A 21,052-nucleotide genomic window follows, 5' to 3' on the forward strand; every position below is an offset into this window, starting at 1 on the left:
AAAAAGATGACAATACACGTCAGATAGCAGCGAAATTTCATAGTTCAGATCACTGGAGGTCGCCGCGGTTGAATTCCGAAAGCTCTAAGCCTTCATTGCGTTCCAGCGCCCACCTAATATTCCATTCACTGGTGAAAAGCAGCAGCGGATTTTCCTTGAGGTCGGTCACGAGCTTGGTGTCAGAGCTGAGCTTAAGGTCCTTCGGCTCGCACGGCGCGCTGTCGATCCAGCGGATGAACGAGTAACCCAGCCCCTCTTTGAGCATTTCGACGCCGTACTCGTTTTTCATTCGGTACTCGAAAACGTCGAACTGAAGCACGCCGACAACGCCGACGATGACTTCCTCCATGCCCATCAGCGGCTCGCGGAAGATCTGGATAGCGCCCTCCTGCGCGATCTGCGTGATACCTTTGACGAACTGCTTGCGCTTCATCGTGTCTTTCGAGCGGTAGCGCATGAAATGTTCCGGTGCAAAGGTGGGTATACCCTCAAATGTAAATTTATGTTTCGGTGAGCAGACCGTATCGCCTATCGAGAAAATGCCGGGGTCGAATACACCGATGATGTCGCCCGCGTATGCCTCGTCAATTATCTCGCGCTCCTGCGCCATGATCTGCTGCGGCTGCGAAAGACGCATTTTCTTATTTCCTTGAACGTGCAAAACTTCCATATCTTTGTCGAATTTACCCGAGCAAACGCGCATGAAAGTTATCCTATCGCGGTGAGCCTTGTTCATATTTGCCTGAATTTTGAAAACAAACGCCGAAAAATCGGGTGAGAATGGGTCAATAACACCGTCGTTCGACATTCTGGGCAGTGGCGGCGGGGTCATTTTGAGAAATTCTTCCAGAAATGGTTCAACGCCAAAATTCGTCAGCGCTGAGCCGAAAAATACCGGTGAAAGCTTACCGCCGTGCACCGCCTTGAGGTCAAGCTCGTCGCTCGCGCCGTCCAGCAGTTCAATGTCGTCTTTGAGCGTTTCGTAATTCACCTCGCCGAGAATGTCGGCAAGAGCGGGGTCGGTGAGGTCGGCTTCGGTCGCGGAGACCTTGTGGCTGCCGCCCGTAGGGTCAAAATAAATAACGTGACGGCTGCGGCGGTCGTAAACGCCCTTGAAATCCTTGCCAGAGCCTATCGGCCAGTTGATGGGGCAGGTCGGCATACCTAGCTCCTGCTCGATCTCCTCGATGAGGTCAAACGGATTGCGGGCTTCACGGTCAAGCTTGTTAATAAAGGTGAAAATGGGTATATTTCTCATTGCACATACCTTAAACAGCTTCCTCGTCTGATTTTCAACACCCTTTGAAGCGTCGATGACCATGACAGCGGAGTCCGCCGCCATCAGCGTGCGGTAGGTATCCTCCGAAAAGTCCTGATGTCCCGGTGTGTCCAGAATATTTATGCAAGCACCGCCATACTGGAACTGCATTACCGAGGAAGTTACGGAAATCCCTCTCTGCTTTTCAATTTCCATCCAGTCAGAAACTGCATGGCGCGAATTCTTCTTGCCATTAACAGCGCCCGCCTGCGCGATTGCTCCGCCGTACAGCAGGAATTTTTCGGTAAGCGTGGTCTTACCGGCGTCGGGGTGCGAAATTATCGCGAAGGTGCGCCGCCTTTTTATCTCTTCAACTAAATCAGCCATTGATTTTCCTCCAAAAAACATAATATCTATACTATTATACTATATTTGCGCAAAAAAATCAAGGGCGCCGCGAAGTTTTTCGCAAATTGCGAGGCTTCGGGCGCCTATCTCATATATCAAATGTCAGTTCATGGAAAATGTTGGTCTGTTTAGCGGGTGAGATGCGCACTTGCAGCCTGCCCTGCGCGGGTCTTGGCAGCACAAAATCAAAGATACCGCTGCTTTTTTGCCGCATCGCGAGCACGCCGTTTATGTAAAGGTCGAGTTTTGCGAGGTCTGAGCTGACGCAGATGTCCAGAATGCTCTCGCCCAGCGCTACTTTTCTGACGTGCAGCAACTCGCCGCCCACCGAATTTTCCTCATATTTCAGAATACGCAGTTCATCCATCGCAGCAGTCCTCCTTCACATTTCATATAATAATATTTTCTAAATATATTATATTCCAAGGGTACTTGTTTTGCATGAATAAAGGTGCATAATTTTCCGAACTTTTATCCTTTTGATTTGCTAATTTTTCTTTACAAAGATTTTTAACAATTCTATGCAGAATTTGTGCACAAATTTACATAGATCTATAAAAAGCCGTCAGTTGTCGATAAACCCTTCGCAAGCCCTCGCCAGCTCACCCAAGCACGGCTCGAACCGCACCGAGTAAAACAACTCTTCGCGAAGCGGCTGCGTCGCTTTTATGCAGTCGTGCGTGAAATTCACCGCCAGCTCTACCGCCGTTTTCAGCTCCATGCCGAGGGTCATTCCGCCCGACACCACGCTCGAAAAAATGTCGCCCGTGCTGTGGTAGCTGCCGTCGATATTCTCGCAGGTCGCTATGAAAAAGTCCTCGTTCAGCGCGCTGTACGCCGCCGCACCGTTGAGCGCAGGGTCGCTGCAAGCGCCTGTAAACACAGCGTTTTTGCAGCCCAGTCCCGTCAATTTACGCAAAATTTCGCGCAGCTCCTCGGGCGATTCGCACCCCGCGATCTCGTCATAAGGCTTGTTCAGCAGCAGCGCCGCTTCGGTCGCGTTCGGCAAAATACAGTCGGCGACAGAGCAAAGCGAGCGCATCGACTCAACGAATTTTGCGTCAAAACCCGCGTACATCCGCCCCGCGTCACCCATCACCGGGTCGACGACGACAAGCGTTTCATCGGTACGAAAATCTCTGATAAAACGCTTCACGACCTCGATCTGCTCGCACGAACCGATGTATCCCGTATAGATCGTGTCAAATTTTAGCCCTAGCTTTTTCCAGTGTGCTGATATTTTGGGTATGTCTGACGTCAGATCATGAAATGTGTAGCCCGAGAAACCGCTGCCCGTGTGCGTTGATAGCACCGCCGTCGGAATGACCGCCGTTTCGACGCCCATCGCCGAGATAACAGGCAGTGCAGCTGTCAAAGAGCACTTGCCAAAGCAGGATATATCTTGTATAGTAACCAGTCTTTTCATGTAAAATCTCCCGCTTTAGTCTAAAATATCGCTGACGATCTGCATTGGCGCGGCGTTGCCGTTGACAGAAAAATCTGAATTTTCCTTATAAAGGGGCTTGCGCTGTTCGTAACGGTCGAAAAGCTGCTCCCGCGTGGAATTGTAAGCGATCGGACGATTTTTATCGCCCTTGATTCGCTCATAGCAAATGTCGAACGGCGCGTCGATGAAAACAACCGTGCCCATGCTCTTCGCCCGGTCGCCATTTTCTTTTTTGAGCAGCGTTCCACCGCCCGTCGCGACAACGCCCGCAGCGGCAGAAAGTTCAGAAAGCGCCACAGTTTCCACTTCTCGGAAATAGTTCTCGCCGCGTTGCTCGAAGATCTGCGGTATGCTCATGCCCTCGCGCTGCTCGATGTAGTCATCAAGGTCAACAAATTCGCGCCCCAGCTTTTTAGCAAGCAGCCTGCCGATGGTCGATTTACCGCAGCCCATGAAGCCGCAGAGGTAAACGGGTCTGTTCTTTTTTATCATATGTATCACCCTTTAAAGCGGGAAATCGCGGTCAACTTCCGCCTGCATTTCCTTGATTATCGCGGCGACTTCCTCGTCAGTGTAGCGGTCGCCGTCCCAGATCTCGTGCGCCTTGACCGCCTGCCAAACCAGCATCGCCATACCGCCGGAGGTTTTCTTGCCCATCTCTGCCGCTTTCTTCAAAAGCCGCGTCTCGCCGGGGTTGTAAATAACGTCGAAAACGGCATCGCTCGCTGCGATCATCTCGTCCGTAGCGGGGCAAGCGTTGACCTTCGGATACATTCCAACAGGGCAGGCGTTCATCAGCAGGTCGAACTTCACCGACGTATCGACCGCCGTGTTTAGCACAATACTGATTTTAGCGTCAGATTTCATTACCTTGATCTCTTTAACAGCCTGCTCGGCAAGCGGCATATCGCTTTCAAGCACCGCGATCGTCAGGTCAGCACCCGCAAGCGCCGCCTCTATCGCCATCATTCTGCCAACCCCGCCGCAGCCGATGAGCAGTACTCTGCCGCCGAAATTAACGTTCATCGCGCGGATAGTTTCCAAAAAACCAACGCAGTCGGTGTTGTAACCCGTGCTCACGCCGTCCTTGTTATTCACGCAATTCACGCTGTTGTAACGTTTTGCGGTGTCATCAAGCTTGTCGATCTGCTCGATAATTCCCATTTTGTGGGGTATCGTAATATTGTAGCCGGCGAGCGAATCAAGATAGTCAGCCTTAGCCGCAAGCTCTGCGGGCGGCACTTCGATTATCTCATACGAGAACTCTCTGCCGCGCAGATCGAAGAGCGCCTTGTGTATCGGCGGCGACATCGTGTGTTTCAAAGTTTCGCCAAGAATTGCATATTTTCTTTCCATTTCTACCATTCCTTTCCAGTTTTCTATATAAACTAGCACAATATTGGCTTGCACATCAGCCCTTTGCGTCATACCAGCTCTTGCCTGTATGAACATCTACTGTAAGTGGAACAGCCAGCTTCACAGCCGCCTCCATCTCCTCTTTCAGCAGCGCCGCCGCCCGCTCAGCCTGCGCCTCGGGCGCTTCCAAGATCAGCTCGTCGTGCACTTGCAAGATCAAGTGCACCTCGGGCAGTTCTGCTTTCAGCCGCCGATAGACTTTCACCATCGCGAGTTTGATTATGTCCGCCGCCGCGCCCTGTATCGGCGCGTTCATCGCCGCGCGTTTGCCGAACGCCTGCACGTTTTTGTTCGACGCCGAAAGCTCTGGAATGTAGCGCCGTCTGCCAAAAATTGTAGATACATAGCCGTTTTTCTCGCCGTCTGCAATAGTTTTATTCATAAATTCTGTAACTTTTGGATAATTGTCCAAATAGCTCTGTATATATTTCTTAGCCTCTGCGACCGAAACGCCGATGTCTTTCGAGAGCGAAAACGGGCCAATGCCATAAATGATCCCAAAATTTACAGCTTTAGCCGCCGAGCGCATCTCGGGCGAAACGAAATCTTCGGGCAGGCCGAAAACCTGCGCGGCGGTCGAAGTGTGAATGTCGCTGCCGCTCAAAAAAGCCTGCTGCATATTTTCGTCGCCGCAAACGCTAGCCAGCACGCGCAGCTCGATCTGCGAATAGTCGGCGTCCACCAGCAGACAGCCCTCGCGCGCGATGAAAAATCGGCGCATTTCTCTGCCAAGTTCTTTACGCACAGGTATATTCTGCATATTCGGCTCGGTCGAACTGATGCGCCCCGTGCGCGTTTCCGTCTGCTTGAAGATGCTGTGCACCCGACCGTCGGCGTGTATCTGCTTGAGCAGGCTGTCGACGTAGGTCGAGGAAAGCTTGGAAAGCGTGCGATATTCTAGTATCATCGGCACGATGGGGTGCTTGTTCGCGATCGACTCGAGCACCTCGGCGTTGGTCGAGTAGCCGCTTTTCGTTTTTTTCTTGCACGGCAGCCTGAGATCCTCGAATAGCACTTTTCCGAGCTGTTTCGGACTGGAAATATTAAACTCTTGCCCCGCTAATCGGTATATTTCGTCAGTGATCTCGCCGAGGTTTTCATTCAATTTGTCGCCGAAAGCGCGTATTCCGTCCGCGTCTGCGTCTACGCCATAATATTCCATCGAAGCCAGCGTTTCGCAAAGCGGCAATTCTATGTCATTATATAATGCCGTCATATCTGCCGCTTCAAGCTCCTGCGTCAGCCGCTCAGCCAGCGCGATGAGCGAGCAAACGTCGGCAAATTCGCCCATATCCGCTCGGTACGCCACCCTGTAAGCCAAGCAAAGGTTCTCCGCCGTGTATTCGCTCGCCTGCGAGTTCAGCAGATACCCCGCCAGATCGCACGAAAACGTTAGCCCGCGCAGCTCTCCGCCATGCTCAAATGCCCAGCGGTGCGCAGTTTTGCCGTCGAAGCAGACTTTCTCGCCCTCTGCTGTAAAGTATTTCAATATCAATTGCTCATCGTCAGTATGATAAACCGTTTCGCCGCTCTGAACGCAAAGTTTTTTGCCGTCAAAAGTGAATGCCGACTTGCCGTTCGGCAGGTTATCCGCCGTCAGTTCAGCCGTTTTCAGCGGCGGCAGATCGTCTGTTTTGACAGGCTGAGGAGCGTTTTCAGCATTGCCTGTAAGCCCCAGCCTTGCCATAAGTTTGTTCATTTCCAGCCGCGAAAGCAGCATTTTCAGTTCGTCGTCCTTGCGCTCGCCGAAGGTGTACGCCGCCGTGTCGCGCTCGATGGGCGCATTTTTCACGATGGTCGCGAGGAATTTACTGCGCACAGCGTCCTCATGACCGCTCTCCAGCTTCTTGCGGACGGACGGCGTCAACTTCATACTGTCCAAATTTTCGTACAGTTGTTCAACGCTTCCCTGCTCTTTTATCAGCGCCGCAGCTGTCTTTTCGCCTATGCCCTTTACGCCCGAAATGTTGTCCGAGCTGTCGCCCATCAGCGCTTTCAGCTCGATAAGCTGTATCGGCTCAAGCCCGTAATCCTCGCGGAATTTGTCGGGTGTGTAGACCACCGTTTCGCGGTTGGTCGCAAGGCGCACGGTGCAGCTCTCGCTGACGAGCTGCAGGCTGTCGCGGTCGCCCGTTAGGATAACACATTCGTCACCGTTACCAAAAATTTCCGAGAGCGTGCCGAGAATGTCGTCCGCCTCAAAACCCTCGCACTCCAGCGTTTTCACGCCAAGGTCTGCCAGAATTTCCTTTATCAGCGGCATTTGCAGTGCCAGCTCGTGCGGCATGCCCTTGCGGTTCGCCTTGTAAGCCGCGTCAGACTTGTGGCGAAAGGTCGGCGCTTTGAGGTCAAAAGCCACCGCCGCGCAGTCGGGCTGCACCGCTTCCAGCTCTTTCAGATAGATGTTCATGAAGCCCGTGAGCGCGTTCGTGTACTCGCCTTTTGAGGTCGAAAGCGCTTTTATGCCGTAAAACGCACGGTTCATGATGCTGTTGCCGTCAATTGCCAGTATTTTCATTTTGTACCTCACTGCTCCTCAGAAATTTTATCCAGCGAAAGGGTAGCTATGCCGTTCAGGCTCTCGTCCGCGCGCTTGCCCGCAAGAAAATCGTAGTAACCCTGACAAGCGATCATCGCCGCATTGTCGCCGCAATATTTCAGTTCGGGCATATACAGCTTTACCCCGCGATCGGCGCAGGCTTTTTCAAACGCACCGCGCACGCCGCTGTTTGCCGAAACGCCGCCTGCGATAGCCAGCTTTTTACTGCTCAGCATTTTTGCAGCAGCCATCGTGCGTTCAACGAGCGTGTCTGCTACCGTTTTCTGGAACGAAGCCGCCATATCTTCGCGGCGCAGCTGCTCGCCCTTTTGCTCGGCGTTATGCACGGTGTTTATGACAGCCGTTTTCAGACCCGAAAAGCTGAAATCAAACTCGCTGTTCGGTATCTTCGGCTTCGGCAGTTTGTAAGCATTCGGATCGCCCAGCTTCGCCGCCGCGTCGATGAATTTTCCGCCGGGATACTCGTAACCCAGCGTGCGCGCCGCTTTGTCAAAACACTCGCCCGCCGCGTCGTCGCGCGTTCTGCCGATAACGTGGTACTTCGTGTAGTCGCGCACCTCGATGATGTGGCTGTGCCCGCCCGAGATGACCAGGCAGAGGTAGGGCGGCTCGAGCTCGGGGTGGGTGATGTAATTCGCCGCGATGTGCCCCGCGATGTGGTGCACGGGTATCAGCGGTATGCCGCTCGACATCGCCAGCCCTTTCGCGAAACTTATGCCGACCAGCAGCGCGCCGATAAGCCCCGGCGCGTATGTCACGGCTATCCCGTCGATGTCGGCGAGGGTGCAGTTTGCCTGCAAAAGCGCCTCGCGTACCACCCAGCCAATGTTTTCCGCGTGGCGGCGCGAAGCAATCTCGGGCACTACGCCGCCGTAAAGCCTGTGCTCGTCGATCTGGCTCGAAACTATGTTTGATAGCACCGTTTTGCCGTCCTCGACAACGCTCGCCGCCGTTTCGTCGCAGGAGCTTTCTATTCCCAGTATCTTCATAACCGTCATTCCTAACTGTACATATTTTTGTACTCTTGATCTATATTAGCGTGATTGTCCTAAACTGAACCTGTGGGTCGCATTGCGCTCACCCCAGCCCATACACCGCCGCCAGCTCGGGCGATATGCCGCCGTCAGCCGTCTGCGTGTAGAAATTTTTTTCCGCCTGCAAAAACGGGCTGCCGCCTTTTCTGCCCTCCAACAGCACCAGCCACGGTATACTGTCCTGATTTTTGGACACAAAACGCATACGCTTCGGCTCTATCCCCGCCGCGCGCATATCGCACATCATGTCGCAAAGCCGCTCGGGACGGTTGCAAACGCAAAGCCTGCCGCCGTATTTCAGCGAGCGCGCCGCCGCTTTGCAAACGTCTGAAAAGCTGCAAAGCACCTCGTGCCGCGCGCCCAGAGCCACCTCGCCCGCGCTTTTTATGCCCGCTCCGTCGCGCTTGTACGGCGGGTTGCAGGTGATGAGGTCAAGCTCGCGCTCCGCACGCCAGTCTTTCAGGTCGCCGCAGACGGGCTTGAAATTTTCGAGAGCCGAGCTTTCCGCCGTCAGCGTCATCAGCTCGTACCCCTCGCGGTCGATCTCCACCGCCTCTATCGACTTCGGGCGAAAGCGCTCGTACATCACGGCGGCGACTATCCCGCAGCCGCTGCAAAGGTCACAGACGGTGTCTTTATGGCGCGGCGCGGCGAAATCTGCCAGCAAAAAAGCGTCAGTTCCGAAGCGGTGCACCGCCGAAATGTGCAGCTTTACCCCGCCGATCTGCTCGACGGAAAGCCCTTTTATCTCACTCGGCATCCTGCTCCGCCGCCCCTTTCCTAAAAAATTTCGTCATTATAAAAGCGTCCTCACGCGGGTTTTCGTAAAAATCCCTGCGCCTGCCCACCTGCGAAAATCCCAGCTTTTCGTAAAGCGCGATGGCGGGCTGATTTGAAACGCGCACCTCAAGCGTCAGCGAGCTGCATTCGCCGCATTCGCCAAGCGCCGCGTTTATCATAGCCTGCGCTATCCCGCGCCTGCGAAAGCCCTCGCGCACGGCGATGTTGTTTATTATCGCCATCGGCGGTGTCAGCCATATATTCACAAATCCCGCAGGCTCGCCGCCAAGGTAGGCTATGAATGTCCGCGAGAAATCTAGCGTTATCTCCTCGTGAAACTGCTCGGCCGTCCACGGGCGGTCGGCGAAGCACTCGGCCTCTATCTGCGCGGCAGCGGTGTAATTATCCTCGCTCATCGGCAGCAGCGAAAGCTCACTCATCGCCTCTGCCCTCCAGATACGCCGTGTAAAGCTCGCCCTTTGAGTAAGGCGTTACCTTAGCTATCTCGCGGCAGGCGTCGGCGGGGCGCATACCGTTATCCGCCAGACCTTTCACCTGCGCCAGCGCGCTTTCGAGCGTATCCGCCGCCTCGTCAGCCGTCTGTGCGCCCTCTACCACAAGCACGAACTCGCCCTTCGGCTTGTTTTCGGTGTAAAACTCCACCGCCTGCGAAAGGGTCGTGCGGATTATCTCCTCGTGTATCTTCGTAAGCTCTCGGCAGAGCGCTATACGCCTGTCGCCGAAAAATTTCAGCATATCCTCCAGCGTATTGAGCAGCTTGTGCGGCGCTTCGTAAAATATCAGCGTATCGGGGCAGGTCTTTACCGCCGCGAGGTGGGCGCTGCGCTGCTTTTTGTTGACCGAGAGAAATCCGCGGAAACTGAAATTTTTGCTGTTCAGCCCACTAGCCGCTATCGCCGACATCGCCGCCGTAGGGCCGGGCACTACTCGCACCTCTATGCCGCTCTCGGCGCACTGTTTCACCAGCAGCTCGCCGGGGTCTGATATACAGGGCATTCCCGCGTCGGTGACTATAGCCGCGCTCTCGCCCGCCGCAAGCCGCGCTATTATGCCCGCTCCCGCCGCCTGAGCGTTGTGCTCATGGTAGCTTATAAGCGTTTTTTTTATGTCAAAATAATTCAGCAGCTTCGCCGAAACGCGCGTGTCCTCAGCGCAGATGAAGTCTACCTCTTTCAGCGTTTCCACCGCGCGGTAAGTCATATCGCCCAGATTGCCTATCGGCGTGCCGACTATATATAGTATACCCATTTTCAGTTCTCCGTATTTCTTTCGATCATCTCGCGCGCCATTCGCTCGAGCTGGCTGTACTCGGTAAGCTCTGAGCACTCGCGCCGCAGCGCCGCAGCCCCGTGCATACCCTTTACATACCATATCACGTTGTGCCGCATCTCGCGCATACCCTGCCCCTCGCCCTTTTCGTCGATGAGCATACGGGTGTGGCGCAGCATTATCTGCATTTTTTCCTCTACGCTTTTTTCGGGCGGCAGGCTGCCGTTTTGCAGATATTCGCGTATCTCCTCGAATATCCAAGGTCTGCCATAGCTTCCTCTGCCGACCATTACAAGGTCACAGCCCGTTTCGCGGTACATTTTTTCGCATGCCTGCGCGCTGTCAACGTCGCCATTGCCGATAACGGGTATGCTCACCGCCTGCTTTACCGCCGCGATAACGCCCCAGTCTGCCTTGCCCGAGTACATCTGCCGCCGCGTTCTGCCGTGCACCGCGACCGCCGAAGCGCCCGCCTGCTCCATGCGCTTTGCAAATTCGGGAGCGTTTATGCTATCCTCGTCCCAGCCCGCGCGTATCTTCACGGTAACGGGGCAGTTGGCGTTTTTCACCGCCTCGCGCACTATCAGCTCAGCCGTCGCGGGGGTCTTCATCAGCGCCGAGCCGCTGCCGTTGCCGACTACTTTAGGCACGGGGCAGCCCATATTTATGTCAATTATGTCAGGCTCAAAGCGATTGAGCATATACGCCGCCCGCGCGACAGAGGGCGCGTCCTCGCCGAAAAGCTGAAGGGCATAGGGGCGTTCGCGCTCGTCCACCGCGCACATTTTAGCCGTCTTTTTATCACCGTAGCAAAGCCCTTTGGCAGATATCATCTCGCTCACCAAATAGGCCGCGCCGTACTCGCGGCACATAAGCCGATAGGCTCTGTCCGCCACCGAAGCCATTGGCGCAAGGGCGGCCGTGCGCTCTATCTCAACGCCGCCGATAGAAATTTTATCCATAAATTATTCGTTTCCGTTTCCTTATTTTAATTTCTGCATATACACTTTTAATTATATCACACCAGTCGCTTTATGTCAAATTTTTCGGCGCAAAAAAGGCAGGTAAAAAAGCCTGCCTGTGTGCATTATTTGTGCGCTACGCCGTCGAACCAGTGCTCGCGGCCGTCGATCTTGTAGGAGATAACTTTGTCGATGTCTACGTTCTCGATGCTGTGAAAAATATTCTCCTCAACTTCGGGGGTGGTCTTTTTCAGCTCAGCGATGAGATTTTTGACCTCCACGCGCTTCGAGCCTGTGCCCGTGGGGTTGCAGGTGGTGCAGGTGTCGGTAAAACGGCAGGCGCAGGCTATGAAGTGCAGATCGTTGTGATCGCGCCAGCGCTTTATCTCCTCCTCGCGGATAAGGTACAGCGGGCGAATAAGCTGCATACCCTCATAATTCTGGCTGTGCAGCTTCGGCATCATGGTGCGTATCTGACCGCTGTATATCATGCTCATGAATATTGTTTCGATAACGTCGTCGTAGTGGTGGCCCAGCGCTATCTTGTTGCAGCCCGCGAGCTGAGCGTTTTTGTAAAGATGTCCGCGGCGCATTTTCGCGCAGAGGTAGCAGGGGTTCTTATCCACGTTATAGACGGAATTGAATATATTGGTTTCAAAAACTTTTATCGGGAATCCGAGCCTGCGGGCGTTGCTCTCGATAACTTCGCGGTTCTGCGGGCTGTAACCGGGGTCCATCACGAGGTATGTCACGTCAAAATCTAGCGTGCCCTCTTTTTTCAGCTCGCCAAAAAGCTTCGCCATCAGCATCGAGTCCTTGCCGCCCGAGATACAGACGGCGATGTGGTCGCCTGCCTGAACTAGCCGGTACTTCTCTATCGCCTGCTTGAATTTCTCGTAAATGCTCTCGCGAAACTCGGTGTGCAGGCTTTGCTCGACCGCGGCGGCTTTCTCGGCGAAGTTGACCTCCTCAGCCATTTTCACGCGCAGCCAGCCGTAGTAGCCCTCGGCGAGGTTTGCGGCTGGCAGACCCTTTTCGCGAAGCTTTTCGGCGGCGGGGTCGCTTATCAGACCGCTTTTGCAGCAGACCACGAGCAGCTTATCGGCAGGCAGGCTCTCGGCGCGCTCCTCCAGCTCGGCGAGCGGGATATTCACCGCGCCGTTTATATGCCCGTACTCAAATTCATCAGCGTTGCGAATGTCGATAACAAGGCAGCCTTTTTCGGCGGTAAGCTGCGAAAGCTCCGCCAATGTAATACTATCTCTTACCATATTCATCATACATACACCTGTTTTCTGAAATCATTTAGGCAATACCGCGCAACTATTGTGTGCGAATTGCGTAGTCAGATTTTTCGTCAGATTGTACTAAAACGACGACGGCAAGCTAGCGCTTTCCTAGGAGTTTTAGTGCAATATGACGGAACAATATGCAAGCAAGGCGTACACAAAGCCGATAGGCGGTAGTTGTGCGGTGTTGCCTTTTAATATAGTATATCACATTAACCCTATCTTTTCAATAGGAATTATCAGAAAATTTAATAAATATCTTAAAATACAGCTTGAATTTACGCGGCAAATATGTTATGATATTATGAACGATCATGAACTAAAAGGAGAAATAGAAATGCTGGATCAATTTTCGAGAACTGAGCTGCTCTTCGGCAAAGAAGCTATGGAGAAGCTGAAAAACAGCCGCGTTGCGGTGTTCGGCATTGGCGGCGTGGGCGGCTACGCGGTAGAGGCGCTCGCACGCAGCGGAGTCGGCGCGCTCGACCTCATCGACGACGACAGAGTATGTCTGACCAACCTGAACCGCCAGATAATCGCGACCCGCAGCACCATCGGCAAGCACAAGGTGGACGTGGCTGAGGCGCGCGTGCACGACATCTGCCCCGACATAAAGGTCACGGCGCACAAGTGCTTTTATATGCCCGACACCGCCGACCGATTTGATTTTACGCAGTACGACTACATCATCGACGCCATCGACACGGTAACAGGCAAGCTGGAGATAGTGAAGCGCGCGGACGCGGCGGGCGTGCCCGTAATATCTTCAATGGGCGCGGGCAACAAGCTCGACCCGACGGCTTTTCGCGTGGCTGATATTTACAAAACGAAAGTCTGTCCGCTGGCGAAAGTAATGCGTTACGAGCTTCGCAAACTGGGAATCAAGAAGCTGAAAGTGGTATATTCGGAAGAAAAGCCCATTCGTCCTATCGACGACATGGAGATCTCTTGCAGAAACCACTGCGTATGCCCGCCCGGCACGGAGAGAAAATGCACCGTTCGCCGCGACATACCCGGCTCGACGGCGTTCGTACCCTCGGTAGTAGGTCTGATAATCGCGGGCGAGGTCATAAAGGACATTGCAGGCAAATAAAAAAATCAAGCGGCTGAAAGTGCGGCGCTAATATAGCAGTATAATCCCAACTACTATATTAAGACCAAAACAGCGAGCTATGAAAATGAAAGACAGATACTTCCACAAGAGAGGTATCTGTCTTTTTACATAGAAGAAGCGGCTTCCGTTATTAGATTTAACTGGAACTAGTGGTCTGAACTAATTTATTCTTTATGATTTCCAGACTTTTAAAACCATTATGTTCAGATGAAAATCCTGATATAATTGCTTCCATCGTTTCGGAACTCCAGTAAATCGTTAGTTTTTTCTTTGTGCGAGTTATCGCTGTGTAAAATACACCTTTTGTTATTTTTTCGGTATTAACGCTCGGAATAACAACTTTTACAGAATCATATTCTAAGCCTTGTGCTTTATGAATCGAAACGGCATATGCTAACTGGAAAGGTATAATAGTCTTCTTAGCATCTTCCTCGTCATCAATTTCATCTTCATCGAAAGCATATACAATAAGTTTAATCCGAGTTTTTTCATCAAGTGTGTCAATATACTCAATCTGGTCTGATTTACACTGTTGTTCAGTGATTATAGTTTCGACATCAATAATAAATGCTATTTGATCGTCTGTCTTTTCAATGTCTACAATAATTCCTTTAAGGTTATTATAGAGGTATGTGAAACGAGAGTTATCATTAAAAAGGATTTTGTCTCCCTTTTTAAACCTCCAGCTTTGCCATATTATAGCTTCTCCATTTGGATTTGCATTTTGGAAATAACTGTTTATATTATTTAACCCGAATTTCCCATCATAGTTTAAGCATAAAACAACTTCATCTTTAACATCAGAAGTAAAAATATCTGATCCTATTTCCTTTGAAAAGGATCCGTCTATGACGAGTTTTTCGGTGATTCTAACATCATTGTTCCTTACTTCTTCCCATAGGCTCAGTAAGTTTTCTTCCTGAGTCCGCCAAGTATCAAGTAATTCAACGTTAGCTCCATGTGTAGTTATAATATCTTTAGCATAATAAAACCAGTTACCAAAATCTATAGATTCGATTTGATTGATGTCTCCTGCAAGGACAATCAATGAATCCGAACTAATTTTACTAATAAAGTTAAGCATTGTTCGATTATCTATTGTACTGCACTCATCTACAAAAATAATATCATAATCTGGCAAATTAACTCTTCTTGTAAAACTATCAATACAAATAAAATCAGAATCTGATCCTGGATTATCAATTCTTCTTTGAAGGTGTTGAATGGCAGCATGTGTTTTAGTAAGAAAAAGCTTTTTTGATTTGGGCATAAGACTAGATATATAATTAATAAGTGTTGTTTTACCCGTTCCAGCAGCACCATATATCAACAGTATTCTTGAATTAACAAAAGCATATTTAATTGCTTTTTGCTTGGAAACATCAACCTTCTCAAAGAGTGCTGAATGATCTTTTATAAATCGTGCGTTTAGTTCTTTTTGACCTTTAATTCCTGCTTGCGTAAAATCTAACAATCTCTGTAGAATCTTAAGTGTAATGGTTTCATAGGCAGATATTGTAACTAAGCCGCTATCATTTACTATGCTATATCCTTGATCTTGCTCCCACTCAACTAAATACTCATTATAATCGTTAATGGATTTATCTGAAGCAATTTCGCTTGCTTTGAAATATAATTCACCCGATTTATTTATCGCATTTCTTATTCTTAGATATGGTAAAAGAATATTGATCTTTTCTGTTCCAGATGCACTAAGTATTTTTGTTATACTAACTTCAGCTGTTTTACTATGTGGTAAATTTGCTAGAAGCGGATTGCGTTCAAATGGACGACATCCTGATGCAAGGTAAAGAGGGGAACCAGCTAGCATTTTTGTGAATCTATTAGGCATTACATCAATTAGACTTTTTTCACGAAGATTAATCAAAAGATAACGAACAACATTTTTTCCAAATATTACGGAGTCGGAAGAATAATCTCTTCTCAATATCTCAATCACTTCTCTAAAGTGTTTAGTGTTTGTATTACAATATATTTGATCGATAATTGAATGGAAATCCATTTCTTGTAAATCAATAAGATCAAGCAACGTCATTCCCGTTTTGGTGAGAAAACTCATTAATTCAGCATACTCGCCATAGTTTGCATTCAACCTTAATGGAATATTTAATATTCTTCCAAGTTTGTTTAAACAAGTAGGTGCAATGGATACCCTCCAGTTTGTGATGATTTTTATATTTGAAGCAATACCCCATAAATCAATCGTTGTGTCGGTATAGCCAATATTAATTGAATAACCAGTTGAAATATTCTGCTTTGAATAAACAGTTATTCTATTAAATTTAGTAGCATATTTATTGGCTAATTGCAAGGTGATTTCATAATAGCGTTCGGTGCCAACATAAAATGGTGTTTTCTTTTGAACATAAAAACGTGTGTTTTCCACAGAATGAGGTGATAAATCCGTAGATTCAATAGCTTTTGCAACTATGTTATAGTACTCGTTGTCAAGTTGATCTGTATTAAGTGGAAACATTTCAAGATTTTGCAAGATTGAAATTTTGTAAATATTATTAAAAAATTCTCTAATCTGCCACATGAAGTTATAGTATTTTGGCATCAATCTTTCAGATTGACCATCTTCCGGAATACGGCAATCAATATACTTTAATCCTCTTAAAAAATTAGCAAGATATTTAGTTCTCAAATCGAGTTGAGCTTGTTCATATGCTAATTGAAGATTTGGCTTTGAGCATCCAAGATTATAAGAGTTTAGTAAAAGAGCCGCTCTACAAAGATCATATAATCCCGGTAGAATATCTTGTGAGACTTCATCTCTAGTTGCGCCAAGGCTTTCTATTGTATCAATACTTCTGACTATCGACCTATTACAAGCCATTACAATTCTTTTGATCTCATCAAGATTAAGCTGAGTTGAACTAAGCTTATTTACAAATGAATGATGTTCAATTATACGATCAAGTTTTTTACAAAAATCAATAATACTTTCATCGGTATTAAAAATTTCCTCTTCTGCCTCAAAAGCAACAGTTGTACTACCTTTGGAAAAATCAATCGAATTAATATAGTCTACGGACATATATTTCCAGAAAACACGCTCAGAGCCTCTTTCATCAGGATAAAGTACAACAAAGAGTATTCCGGGGTCTAAGGTGACATCCATAGCCATCGTTGCAGGAAAACCAAGACTTTGCAGTGAATATTTGATTTTCCCATTATCCTCTCTGTATGAATGAGATCCTTTTATCTGAACAAAGAAATTTTGCTTAGGTCGCCTTGATACATCAGGATCTGCTACATATTCAAACGTTCCATCAGTATTAGGCCACTTATCATTAGATGCAAATAATGGGTTAATCCGCCCATTTGAACGAAAAAAGAATTCTAATGTAGAGACAGCAGCTTCGTCTTCTGCTGATCTTTCAGTATGCGTTTTTATGTGCTTTTCTATTAGTTCTTTGGGCTGATCTAACATTTTTTACTCCTTTCTCTGCCTAAGGCAAACAATCGCATCATTCAACCGTATTATAATAATCTAGTCTTAAATCATTAAGTTCTTTTCGTACAGCCCGCCAATCCTTCATGTACAAATCCATATATGAAATAAAAACTGAATTATGTGTACGTTCCTTTAAATGGAGAAGTTCATGCAATATTACATACTCTAAACACTCGATTGGTTTCTGTGCAAGTTGTAAATTAAACCATAGTTTTTTCTTCTCTGTATTACAAGTTCCCCAGCGAGTTAACATATATTTGGTTTGCCAAGAATCACAGTATAGCTCAGTAAGCCTTTCCCACTTCGGAAGTAATCTTTCAATTTCCGCTTTTAGTAAGATACGGTACTGCTCTCGCACATAGTTTTCTCTTTGCTTTACTGTACTTTCTTCACGCATAGAGAGTATTACCTTATCTCCTTTTATTTCAAATCCGTTCTTTTGTGAATTAGGCTGAAAGGATAGATAATATTGTTTTCCCCATATGAAAAGCGTTTCTCCGCTTACATACTGACGTTTAGTGCTTCTTGCCTGATGTTGAAACTTTTCAATCTGTTTTTTGATCCAAATAAGATTTGTTCGGGCATATATTTCTATTGCCTTATCATCAATAGATGCCGGAGCTGAGATAACGACGTGTCCATCAGGAGGCTTGACCTGAAGATGCATATTCTTGATATTCTTTTTATGGATATCAATAGGTATACCAGAAATCACAATAGTCATATATTAGTATTCCTCCTGCTTTTCAATGATTTTAAATAATCTTTCGACTTCAGAATCATCATTAAGAATAATGAATAAAGCTTTCTTTATTCTGTTTTCTTTTATAGGATCACCACGGAATCCGCTCATTTTACTGCTAAGAACAGCATTATGAAGTTTGATTGCTAATATTTCATTACCGTCAGTATTATCGTATATAGCTTGCAAAGCCTTACTTTTTCTTATGCTTTCAGGATAGTCTTCATTTTGTTCCGGATGTTCAACATTTTTAGCAAGTTTTATTTGTTCCTCAAGGAGTTCCTTATAAGAGATAACGCCTTGCTTCCTTTTTTGAATCAGCTCATCCAGTATTGCTGACATCTTTTCATAATACTTAGGGTTGACCGCAACTTTTTCTACCATTTTACGACGAATATTATTTTCAATCGCTTCAGCTGCTCCTTCTTTTTTATCTGAGGGGGCATCTTCTTCGGTCATGGTTTCTCCCTGTTCTGTTACGAAATCAAGTAGTGTTAGATCATCAAATTCACCGATTTTAACGCTATCTGAAGCTGTAATATAGTTGTCAATCAGTTTACACATATCCGGCTCATAAGCTTTAAAATCCAAGAAGTCTCCGCTTTTATTTCCGATTGTCTGTTTCAGCTCAACATAGAATTTTACTTTTTCATCGTATGCAGATACTTCTTTGGCAGTATAAATATCAACCATGTATGGCTTGGCTTCTGCAAATGCACGAACTAAACCGCTTACAAGCTTATACAGCCTTTCTCTGAGACGAGAATAGATCTCATCAGTTTCTTCGCTCATGCCGGATTCTCCGCAGAAATAATGCATATACTGTAAATCGCCCTTTGGAGCTTCTACGCCTTCGCATAGTTCTTCCAACTGGTCATAGACTTCATTGAAATGCTTGATTGCTTCAGAACTTCTATCTTTGATAAGTCCATCAACATCTTCCGGATCATAGTTTTCAAATGCACCCGATGTATAGGTGTCCATCGCATTCTTTAAATCTCCGAAAAGCTGCTTGTAATCAACAATATATCCAAATTCCTTTGTGTCACCATCCAGTCTGTTAACACGGCAAATGGCTTGGAACAAACCGTGATCCTGCATACTCTTATCAATATACAGGTATGTACACGGCGGAGCATCAAATCCTGTGAGCAGCTTATCAACCACAATGAGCAGTTTCATGTTTGCAGGCTGGTTGATAAACTTATCTTTAACATCTTTTTCAAAGTCCTCGACTTTTTTCTGTATTGAAAGCTTTTCAGGAAGATTATCAGGATCAAGTCCTAACATACGGAGATATATCTCGTATTTTTCAAAAGTCTCAGTTTCATCATCAGCACTTACAGTATCAGTTCTCAGATCACCGGCTTGCGGAGTGTAAGAGGAGATGATCGCACACTTCTTGAAACCTCTTTGCTGAAAAATCTCGTAATACTTGCAAGCAGTATAGATCGAATCTGAAACGAGAATTGCATTTCCGTTTCCGTCCATTAGGCGAGGCTTCAAATCAAAATCCTGAATAATATCCCATGCCACACGTTCCAGTCTTGAACGTGAGCTATATATCTTTTGCATACTTGCCCATTTCTCTTTCAGCTTTGCTTTAGCTCTGCTTGAAAGAGAACGTGTTTTAACATCAAACCATTGGTCAACTCTGTCATGTGCACTGAGCTCCTGGGGGATATCTCTGTATTCATATCTCAGATCAAGTACAACACCGTCACGCACTGCTTCGTTATACTTATAGGTATGAATATAAGTGCCGAACACTTCTATACTTGTCTTCTTATCCTTTTTCAGGAGCGGTGTTCCTGTAAATCCGATGAATATCGCATCCGGCATGATTGCCTGCATTGCTGCGTGTAGCTTGCCCGACTGCGTTCTGTGACATTCATCAACAAAGACGAATATCTTTCCTTTTGCCTTAAAGTCAGCAGGGAGCGACTTCTTCAACTCATCAATATACTTGTCATAATCGGATTCAGTAGCTTCTCCGCCACGGCGACCAAACTTATGCACCAATGAACATAAGAGTGAACTGTCATAGGAATTCAGCTTGCGAAGCAGATCATCACAGCTCTTGGTTCTGGTGATCTTTTCATCAACACCAATGTATGTCTTTTCGATCTGCTCATCCAGTTCATCACGGTCGGTGACGATAAGCACACGAGGATTTTCTTCTTTACAATTGGCAAGGATCCATTTTGACAGCCATACCATTGTCAACGTTTTACCGCTGCCCTGAGTATGCCATAGAATACCGCCACGCTGTTTTGCTAATCTGTTCTGAGTACGCTTTATGCCGAAAAACTGATTATAGCGGCATACCTTCTTAATGCCCTTATCGAAAACTACAAAATTCTCAATGAGGTCTATAAAGCGTTTCTTATCGAACATCTGATACAGCTGCTGAAGCAGGAGGTTATCAATATGATCGCAGTATTCCATAATACGTGCATCTTCAGGATCACGCTCGTCCTCGTTTTCATGGAATCCGTCAGGCTTCCATTCCATATAGTATTTTTCACCCGTCAGAATAGTGCCGTAACGCAGACCTTCTATTTCATTGCCTGCCATACAAAACTGCACTGTGGTAAAGAATGATGCAATAAAGCCGTCCTTCTGATTGGTAAGGTTCTGCCTGATACCATTTGATACGGACACGCTGCTCTTTTTCAGCTCTATAACTGCCATAGCGATGCCGTTGACATAAATAACAAGGTCGGGTCTTTTCTCCTGACGGTCAATAACCGTTACTTCCTCGGCTATTGCAAAATCATTATTTGTAGGGTTATCAACATCAATGAAGTAAACCGTCTTAGGGGAGCTTTCGGGAGTTTCCTTGACCTTGGCACCGTATTTCAGCAGCGTATAGACCTTGTGGTTAGCATCATAAAGCCCATGTATCATATCATCAGCAGCCTTTATAAGTTCGGAAACAGCACCGTCTATCAGCCTTTCACTATAACCGCTAAGGTGAAGGTACGCACGAAGTCGGTCTTCTCGGATATTTTTATTTGCTCTGTCTTTCAGGTTGCCTATATATTTATAATCGAGGATATTTCTGTTCTTAAAGAAATCAATTACACGATTTTGCGTGGTTCTCTCGGTATCACCGATACTCATACGTACATTCCTCCTTAATGTGTTTGTTATTTCATGGAAAAAGTCTTCTGATCAATCCTGCTTTTATGCTTTTATATTTATCACACTTACGCTGATGAAGGGTGATAAGGAAATCAAGGTTACGGAAATAGTCTCCGATTTTCTG

General features: G+C 47.6%; 16 protein-coding genes. 1 reads left to right on the forward strand and 15 read right to left on the reverse strand.

Annotation, left to right across the window (positions count from 1 at the left end; translation table 11 throughout):
- Nucleotides 1-49: 49 nt before the first annotated feature.
- From LI114_RS09625 to LI114_RS09680, 12 genes are all read right to left on the reverse strand, one after another.
- Entirely contained in the window at nt 50-1,645 is a 1,596-nt protein-coding gene (locus LI114_RS09625) for a peptide chain release factor 3 (RefSeq protein WP_227220487.1), read from the reverse strand.
- A 109-nt stretch (nt 1,646-1,754) separates the two neighbouring features.
- Nucleotides 1,755-2,033 (reverse strand): hypothetical protein, encoded by a 279-nt coding sequence (locus LI114_RS09630; protein WP_227220488.1) that lies wholly within the window; start codon nt 2,031-2,033, stop codon nt 1,755-1,757.
- Between the two features lie 198 nt (nt 2,034-2,231).
- Nucleotides 2,232-3,092 carry a pyridoxamine kinase gene (locus tag LI114_RS09635; RefSeq protein WP_022126790.1) on the reverse strand — a complete coding sequence of 287 codons (861 nt, stop codon included), beginning with the start codon at nt 3,090-3,092 and terminating at the stop codon, nt 2,232-2,234.
- Nucleotides 3,093-3,107: 15 nt separating this feature from the next.
- Nucleotides 3,108-3,605, reverse strand: a complete 498-nt coding sequence (locus LI114_RS09640) for a shikimate kinase (protein ID WP_227220489.1) — start codon at nt 3,603-3,605, stop codon at nt 3,108-3,110.
- 12 nt (nt 3,606-3,617) lie between these two features.
- The gene (locus LI114_RS09645) at nt 3,618-4,469 is read right to left on the reverse strand and encodes a shikimate dehydrogenase family protein (protein WP_227220490.1); all 852 of its coding nucleotides are present in this window, start codon (nt 4,467-4,469) and stop codon (nt 3,618-3,620) included.
- Between the two features lie 55 nt (nt 4,470-4,524).
- A complete protein-coding gene (polA, locus tag LI114_RS09650; protein ID WP_227220491.1) occupies nt 4,525-7,047 on the reverse strand; it encodes a DNA polymerase I in 2,523 nt (840 codons plus the stop codon).
- Nucleotides 7,048-7,055: 8 nt separating this feature from the next.
- The gene (gene tsaD, locus LI114_RS09655; RefSeq protein ID WP_227220492.1) at nt 7,056-8,078 is read right to left on the reverse strand and encodes a tRNA (adenosine(37)-N6)-threonylcarbamoyltransferase complex transferase subunit TsaD; all 1,023 of its coding nucleotides are present in this window, start codon (nt 8,076-8,078) and stop codon (nt 7,056-7,058) included.
- 88 nt (nt 8,079-8,166) lie between these two features.
- Complete coding sequence (locus LI114_RS09660; RefSeq protein WP_227220493.1) at nt 8,167-8,883, reverse strand: tRNA1(Val) (adenine(37)-N6)-methyltransferase; 717 nt, start codon at nt 8,881-8,883, stop codon at nt 8,167-8,169.
- Nucleotides 8,873-9,343, reverse strand: a complete 471-nt coding sequence (gene rimI / locus LI114_RS09665; RefSeq protein ID WP_227220494.1) for a ribosomal protein S18-alanine N-acetyltransferase — start codon at nt 9,341-9,343, stop codon at nt 8,873-8,875. Before rimI ends, LI114_RS09660 begins: the two co-directional genes overlap by 11 nt.
- On the reverse strand, nt 9,336-10,172 hold the full coding sequence (rsmI, locus tag LI114_RS09670; RefSeq protein WP_227220495.1) for a 16S rRNA (cytidine(1402)-2'-O)-methyltransferase: 837 nt from the start codon (nt 10,170-10,172) through the stop codon (nt 9,336-9,338). Before rsmI ends, rimI begins: the two co-directional genes overlap by 8 nt.
- A gap of 2 nt (nt 10,173-10,174) precedes the next feature.
- Nucleotides 10,175-11,155 carry a tRNA dihydrouridine synthase DusB gene (gene dusB / locus LI114_RS09675; RefSeq protein WP_227220496.1) on the reverse strand — a complete coding sequence of 327 codons (981 nt, stop codon included), beginning with the start codon at nt 11,153-11,155 and terminating at the stop codon, nt 10,175-10,177.
- A 125-nt stretch (nt 11,156-11,280) separates the two neighbouring features.
- Complete coding sequence (locus tag LI114_RS09680) at nt 11,281-12,435, reverse strand: ATP-binding protein (protein ID WP_319638303.1); 1,155 nt, start codon at nt 12,433-12,435, stop codon at nt 11,281-11,283.
- Nucleotides 12,436-12,781: 346 nt separating this feature from the next.
- Between LI114_RS09680 and LI114_RS09685 the strand changes: the two genes are divergently transcribed.
- Complete coding sequence (locus tag LI114_RS09685; protein WP_227220497.1) at nt 12,782-13,537, forward strand: ThiF family adenylyltransferase; 756 nt, start codon at nt 12,782-12,784, stop codon at nt 13,535-13,537.
- 157 nt (nt 13,538-13,694) lie between these two features.
- Here LI114_RS09685 and LI114_RS09690 read toward each other — a convergent pair whose 3' ends face one another.
- From LI114_RS09690 to LI114_RS09700, 3 genes are read right to left on the reverse strand one after another with little or no spacing between them, the layout of a single operon-like run.
- On the reverse strand, nt 13,695-17,015 hold the full coding sequence (locus LI114_RS09690) for an ATP-dependent DNA helicase (RefSeq protein WP_227220498.1): 3,321 nt from the start codon (nt 17,013-17,015) through the stop codon (nt 13,695-13,697).
- Nucleotides 17,016-17,052: 37 nt separating this feature from the next.
- Nucleotides 17,053-17,763, reverse strand: coding sequence for a M48 family metallopeptidase (locus tag LI114_RS09695; protein WP_227220499.1), 711 nt, complete (start codon nt 17,761-17,763; stop codon nt 17,053-17,055).
- A gap of 3 nt (nt 17,764-17,766) precedes the next feature.
- Nucleotides 17,767-20,907 (reverse strand): type I restriction endonuclease subunit R, encoded by a 3,141-nt coding sequence (locus LI114_RS09700; RefSeq protein ID WP_227220500.1) that lies wholly within the window; start codon nt 20,905-20,907, stop codon nt 17,767-17,769.
- Nucleotides 20,908-21,052: the final 145 nt, after the last annotated feature.

The organism is Ruminococcus sp. 210702-SL.1.03 (genome assembly GCF_020559915.1).
In the GTDB taxonomy this organism is placed as follows: domain Bacteria; phylum Bacillota; class Clostridia; order Oscillospirales; family Ruminococcaceae; genus YE71.